This is a genomic window from Flavobacterium sp. FG68 (assembly GCF_057808895.1).
Window position 1 is genome coordinate 1 of the sequence record NZ_JBMDIY010000065.1, and the last position, 7108, is coordinate 7108.

The window sequence follows — 7108 nt, forward strand, 5'->3', positions numbered from 1 at the left end:
AATTTGCTTTTTAAAAAAGAGAGAAATTAAAAAATCTGCCAAATCTGCTAAATCTGCGTGCAAAAAAATACTCTCGCAGATTCAGCAGATTCAACGGATTTATAAATGAAATTAAAACCTTCTTCTGTTGAAGAATTTGCTTTTTAAAAAAGAGAGAAATTAAAAAATCTGCCAAATCTGCTAAATCTATGTGCAAAAAAAATCTCCCGCAGATTTAGCAGATTCATAAATGAAATTCAAAAGTTTTATCTTCCTCTGAGGAATTCATTTTTTAAAAAGAAAAGAAATTAAAAAATTTGCCAAATCTGCTAAATTTGCGTGCAAAAAAAATACTCTCGCAGATTCAGCAGATTTATAAATTTTATTATTTTTCAATAATCATCGTAACGCCTTGTCCACCTGCGGCGCAGATAGAAACAAAACCTCTTCCTGAACCTTTTTCATTTAATAATTTTGCCATAACGCCAATTATTCTTCCTCCGGTTGCGGCAAAAGGATGCGCGGCTGCAAGACTACTTCCTTTTACATTTAGTTTTTCCCTGTCGATTGCACCAAGAGTTTTTTTCAAACCTAATTCGGCGCTTAATTCCGGGCTTTCCCAGATTTTCAAAGTTGCCAAAACCTGAGCAGCAAAAGCTTCGTGAATTTCATAATAATCAAAATCCTGTAAATTTAATTCGGCTTTTTCAAGCATTCTGCTCGCAGCAAATAAAGGTGCCAATAAAAGATTCTGTTGATTTTTGACATATTCAATCGCCGCAATTTCGGCAAATGTAATATAAGCGAGGATTGGTAATCCGCGTTCGTTTGCCCATTCTTCGCTGGCTAAAAGTATGCAGGAAGCACCGTCAGTTAAAGGAGTTGAATTCCCGGCTGTTAAAGTTCCGTTTGCTTTATCAAAAGCAGGATTTAGTTTCGCTAGTTTTTCTATACTGCTGTCTTTTCTCAAATTATTATCTCTGTCGAGTCCGTTAAAAGTCGTAATCATATCAGCGAAAAAACCTTCGTCATACGCTTTTGCCATATTCAAATGACTTTTAAGTGCTAGATTGTCCTGATCTTCTCTTGGAATTTTATAATATTTTGCTGTAATCTCCGTATGCCCGCCCATCGAAAGTCCGGTTTGTGTTTCTTCATTTCTTGGAACTAATGGCGAAAAATCTTTTGGACGTAATTTTAAAAACGCTTTAATTTTTTCTCCCAATGATTTTGCCTGTCTGGCTTTAAGCAATGTTTTTCTCAAATTTTCACTTACCGCAATTGGCATATCACTAATAGAGTCGACACCTCCGGCAATTCCGGATTCGATCTGACCAAGCGCAATTTTATTGGCAATATAAACAGCGCTTTCAATTCCCGTATCGCAGGCTTGCTGCAAATCACAGGCTGGGGTAGCGGGATTAAGAGCGGTTTTCATAACACATTCTCTGATCATATTCATGTCATAAGAATGTTTTATTACGGCGCCTCCTGCAACTTCACCTAATAATTGTCCCTTTAAATTATATTTATCAATAAGCCCGTTTAAGGCTGCGGTCATCATTTCCTGATTTCCAACATTTGCGTAAGCGGTATTGGCTCTTGCAAACGGAATTCGATTATAACCTACAATAGCTACTTTTCTAACTGTTTTTGTGGTATTCATTGATTTATGTTTTTTGTTGTTCTGGAAATTATTTTGCGGATTAAAGATAACTATACTTCCTCAATTATTTGCTTTCTCTTAAAGTTTATAAAGTTACAAGTGTAAAAATATCACTAAACAGTCTTATTATTTTATATTTATTTAGAATAATTAAAAATAATTTGGAAAACCCGCCATTACCGTTTACTTTTGCCAAACAAAACTTAAAATAGTACTAAAATGAGTATAAATATCATTAAGAAAGTTTGTTTTTTGATGGTTCTTTTGACTTCACTAAATGTAATGAGTCAGGAATTAGGAAAGGTAAACGGAAAGATTTCTTTAAGCGGTAACGAACCAGTGCCGGGTGTTTCAATAGTTCTTAAAGGAACAAGATATTCGGCAGTTACAAATGACAACGGTCAATATGAAATTAAAAATGTTAAACCGGGTTCTTACACTATTAGTGTTCGTGCAGTTGGAATTCATGCCGTTGAAAACACAATTGTAGTAACGGCAAAACAGACTACTACCAAAAACTTTACACTTTCTGAAAGTCAGGAAGATCTTGATGAAGTTGTCATTACAAAAAATAAATACAAACAAGATAAACCTTCATTATCATTACGTCTTCAGACCCCGGTACTTGAAATCCCACAGAATATTCAAATCGTAAGCGGACAAACTTTAAAAGACCAGCAAATTATCAGTATGAGTGATGGAGTGATCCGTAATGTGAGTGGTGCTGTGCGATTAGAACACTGGGGAGATATGTATACGAATATTACAATGCGTGGTTCACAAATACAGGCTTTCCGTAACGGATTTAATGTAGTTACTTCTTTTTGGGGACCATTGACAGAAGATATGAGTTTTGTGGATCATATCGAATTTGTGAAAGGACCAGCAGGATTTATGCTTTCGAGTGGTGATCCAAGCGGACTTTATAATGTTGTGACTAAAAAAACAACAGGGATTACCAAAGGAGAAGCCACTGTTATGGCTGGAAGTTTTGATTTTTACAGAGCAAGTATTGATCTTGATGGAAAATTTGATAAAGAAGGGAAGTTTTTATACCGTTTTAATGGTGCTTTTCAAAAGAAAGGTTCTCACAGACCTTTTGAACACAATGATCGTTATGTAATTGCTCCGGTACTTTCGTATCAAATTGATGATAAAACGAAAGTTACTTTAGAGTACAATTATCAAATGGCTAATATGACTGAGGTTGGTTCTTATTATATTTTTGGAGCTGACGCTGGAGGATACGCAACTTTGCCAAGAAATTTTACTATGACACAGCCGGGTCTGCCAGATACAAAAATGAACGATCACAGCGGATATTTTACATTTGAACATAAATTTGATGACAACTGGAAACTTACTGCACAAACATCATATTTTAAATATCTGCAAAAAGGATACAGCTCATGGCCAACCGGAGTTGGGCCCGGACCAGTTGATTTAGATTATGATGAGATACCTGACGGAACTCTTGGGTATGGTGAAATTATACGAAATGTTGGTATTTGGGATGCGGAAAGCGACATGTTTTTAGGACAGATTTTTGTTAATGGTAAATTCAATACAGGACCTGTTTCTCATAAAGTATTAGGAGGAATAGATGCAGGAAATAAAGAATACTATGCAGATTTTTATCAATCACATGATTTAGATACTTTCGATAATCCGTTTAATATTTTTGCACCAAATTATGGAATGCCGGCAAACGGACTGCCTGTTTTTGATCGTGATACGCCGCTTAAGGAGAGATCTTTTGGCGGTATGATTTCAAAATATACAGCTGCTTACATTCAGGATGAATTAGGTTTCTTTGAAAATAAATTGAGATTGACTCTTGCGGCAAGATATACATGGATTAATCAGGCAAACTGGGGTGATGTTCAAGAAGATACTCACATTACACCTCGTGTTGGTATTAGCTATTCTATAACGCCAAGTACATCGGTTTACGGATTGTACGATCAGGCTTTTACGCCTCAATCAGGAATTATTCAAAATGGAGATCCAATTAAACCTCTTACTGGAAATAATATCGAGTTTGGAATTAAGAAAGATTGGTTTGACGGATCATGGAGTACTACAGTTGCTGCTTATAGAATTTTGAAAGAAAACGAATTGACTTCTGATCCTGCTAATGGACCTAATGATGTATTTAAAGTTGTATTAGGAGAAAAAAGAGCACAAGGTATAGAAGTTGATCTTAGAGGAAAAATCATTGACGGTCTTAATTTAATTGCAAATTATGCTTTTACAGAATCTATAGTTACAGATTCTAATGTTCCAAGTATTATACAAGGTTCTACTGTACCGGGTTTCTCTAAACATGTTGCAAATGCATGGCTAAATTATACTCTTGTAAATGGTAAGTTAAAAGGATTTGGAGCGTCTATTGGAGGTACATACCTTGCAGGAAGACAAACAGATACTTGGGCTGCCGGACTCGAAAGACTTCCAGAATATTTTAAACTTGATGGTGGTTTATCTTATGAGATTGGAAAAATGAAATTTACAGCGAATGTATTTAATATTTTAGATAAATATCTTTACAGTGGTTCTTATTATGCTTCAACTAATATTAATGCTTACTATTGGCAGACAGAACAACCAAGAAACTTCAGATTTGGCGTAACATACAAATTCTAAAAATATTTGATTGTTCTGGTTGAAAAATTACAATTAAAAAAGAAAGCATCCGCTAAAACGGATGCTTTCTTTTTTATAGGTTCAAAGGTTCAGAGCGGCAAGGTTCAAAGTTTTTTTGAAAATTTGCCCACGGATTTGACGGATTAAACGGATTTACGCAGTTTTATTTTTTCCATACGTTAGATAAAAAAGAACCAGCGTAAATCCGTTTAATTCGTGTAATCTGTGGCCCAAAATCTAACCCTTCTTAATCAAAGGAATTAGTTTTGTTCCTATAAGTTCTATGGCGTTCATTAATTGAGAATGTGTTAATCCTGCGTTGTCCATTTGGAACGTAAATCTTTCAACGCCTCCAAGTGCTTCGCTGTGGCGTAAAATTTTCTCTGCAGCTCTTTCAGGACTTCCCACAATTAAAACACCAAGATCATCAATTAATCCGTCAAATTTACCTTTTGTAACCGGAGGCCAGCCTCTCTCATATCCTAATTTTGTCCACAATTCGGCATAGCCCGGATAATATTCTTCGATAGCTTTTTCGGTTGTATTCGAAACATAACCCGGCGAATGCAATCCAACTTTTAATTCGTGCGGCCTAAAACCAGCAGCTTTTCCGGCTTCACGGTATAAATCAATCAAAGGTCTAAAACGATGTGTTTGTCCGCCAATAACGGCAACCATTAAAGGCAAACCTAAACTTCCGGCTCTTACAAAAGATTCCGGAGTTCCGCCAACGCCAAGCCAAATCGGCATTTTTTCCTGTAAAGCCCTCGGATAAACCGGAAGATTATTTAGTTCCGGACGAAATTTTCCGTACCACGTTATAAATTCATTATCTCTAACTTGTAAAAGCAATTCGAGTTTTTCCTTAAAAAGCGCATCATAATCCTTAAGGTCATATCCAAAAAGCGGATAAGCTTCAATAGCAGATCCGCGCCCGACAACAATTTCGGCTCTGCCTTTTGAAATTAAATCCAATGTCGCAAAACTTTGATAAACGCGTACAGGATCGGCGGCACTTAGAACCGTCACCGCACTTGCCAAACGAATATTTTTTGTTCGAGCCGCAGCCGCACTCAAAATTACTGCTGTTGCCGAATCCAGAAATTCTTTTTTATGATGTTCTCCAATTCCAAAAACATCCAATCCAGCCTGATCTGCAAATTCAATTCTCTGCAGCAGTTGTTCCATCGCGTCAACACTACTCAAAGTGTTGCTGTCGCCGTACATTGCCGAAGCAAAACTATCGATTCCTATTTCCATAAATTTTTCTAAATTTCAATGACAATGTCAATATCAATATCAAATTCCAATTTTTAAATTCCAAATTCCAAAATCTACATTCTAAAATCTACAATCTAAAATTCTAATGTGAAAACCCAAATGAAATACTGGTTATAATAATCAGAATAACAATCAGCGTGATCACTACATATAAATAATCTTTCTCGATTAAAAAAGAGAAAAGAGAAAGTAAAACCCTGAAAACAGGCGTTAAAAACAATAATATGATTCCGAAGAAGATTAAAAATTCACCACTTCCTGAAATTACACCATTAACAACCGACGAAATTACTTCAAATATATTTCGGTCATTTTCTTTAAAAACAGAATAATCTTCAATGTCATTTCCGTGGTGCATTAAATAAACGATTCCGCCAATAAAAGCTACTGATAATGAAATCCAAACGCCGTAGCGCAATAAGTTTCCAATAATGGTTTGAAAATCTTTTTCTCCAAATTTTTCGTGCGTCATAACTTTAGATTTTTCCATTAAGTCCATTATAAATCATATTAACTGCTAACACAAAAATCAAGCAGGCAAAAAATATTCTAAGTTTTTTAGGATTTGTTCTAACCAAAATTTTTGCTCCGGCCATTGCGCCAAACAAAACCCCAATAACAACCGGCATACAAATTCCCGGTTCGATATATCCTTTTTGAATGTAAATAACAGAACTCGCCATTGCCGTAACACCCATCATAAAATTGCTGGTTGTGGTAGAAACCTTAAACGGAATTCGCATAATATTATCCATGGCAATAACTTTAAAAGCACCAGAACCAATCCCCAGTAAACCCGACATCATTCCGGCAATTCCCATCATACTGAAACCGCCAATAACATTTTTAGTTCCGTAGCTTACCACTTGTCCGTCATGCGTTGGATAAGTTCCCTCAAGTTTCAAGCTTTTTGCCAGCGGACTTGATTCTAAAACAATATGTTCTTCTTTTTTACGAAGCGAATTTATAGCCGAAAAAATCAAGGTAAGTCCGAATAAAACAGCGATAAATGAAGTAGGAGCGATGGTAGAAAGTAAAGCACCGCAAACAGCTCCGATTGTTGTAGCAATTTCCAGAAAAATTCCGAGGCGCATATTGGTAATTCCTTCCTTAACATAAGCCGCCGCAGAACCTGAAGAAGTTGCAATTACCGAAACTAAAGCGGCTCCAATTGCATAATGAATATCAACACCAAGAATAATAGTGAGAAGCGGAATAATAATTATACCTCCGCCCAAGCCTGATAATGAACCAATAAAGCCAGCTAAAAAAGCACCAAGCAGCATTATCAGGGTAAAAGTAAGTACTGTCATTAAGATATATTTTGTTTGATGCTAATTTACGAATACATATTTGTTCGGGATGAGTTTACGACCTTAAATATACCTTAAAAATGTTTTTTTAGGTTTCAGTCGCAGTCTCAGTTTTCAGTCTTGGTGCTCAGGAACTTTGTCAAAGTTTTAAACTTTGACAAAGTTAAAGCGACTGAAAACTGCGACTGAAAACTGCGACTGAAAACTGCGACTGAAAACTGCG

The 7108-nt window shown here is 36.0% G+C and carries 5 protein-coding genes; 1 reads left to right on the forward strand and 4 read right to left on the reverse strand.

Annotation, left to right across the window (positions count from 1 at the left end):
* Window positions 1–364: 364 nt before the first annotated feature.
* Complete coding sequence (locus ACODSB_RS23795) at window positions 365–1645, reverse strand: acetyl-CoA C-acetyltransferase (protein ID WP_488938864.1); 1281 nt, start codon at window positions 1643–1645, stop codon at window positions 365–367.
* A gap of 219 nt (window positions 1646–1864) precedes the next feature.
* Here ACODSB_RS23795 and ACODSB_RS23800 point away from each other — a divergent pair, with 219 nt between their 5' ends.
* Complete coding sequence (locus ACODSB_RS23800) at window positions 1865–4291, forward strand: TonB-dependent siderophore receptor (protein WP_488938865.1); 2427 nt, start codon at window positions 1865–1867, stop codon at window positions 4289–4291.
* A 237-nt stretch (window positions 4292–4528) separates the two neighbouring features.
* Here ACODSB_RS23800 and ACODSB_RS23805 read toward each other — a convergent pair whose 3' ends face one another.
* The 3 genes from ACODSB_RS23805 to ACODSB_RS23815 all read right to left on the reverse strand — a co-directional run bounded on the left by ACODSB_RS23805 (window position 4529) and on the right by ACODSB_RS23815 (window position 6885).
* On the reverse strand, window positions 4529–5551 hold the full coding sequence (locus tag ACODSB_RS23805) for an LLM class flavin-dependent oxidoreductase (protein WP_488938866.1): 1023 nt from the start codon (window positions 5549–5551) through the stop codon (window positions 4529–4531).
* A 103-nt stretch (window positions 5552–5654) separates the two neighbouring features.
* Entirely contained in the window at window positions 5655–6062 is a 408-nt protein-coding gene (locus ACODSB_RS23810) for a DUF1634 domain-containing protein (RefSeq protein WP_180857895.1), read from the reverse strand.
* A complete protein-coding gene (locus ACODSB_RS23815; protein ID WP_256634584.1) occupies window positions 6049–6885 on the reverse strand; it encodes a sulfite exporter TauE/SafE family protein in 837 nt (278 codons plus the stop codon). Before ACODSB_RS23815 ends, ACODSB_RS23810 begins: the two co-directional genes overlap by 14 nt.
* Between the last annotated feature and the right edge of the window lie 223 nt (window positions 6886–7108).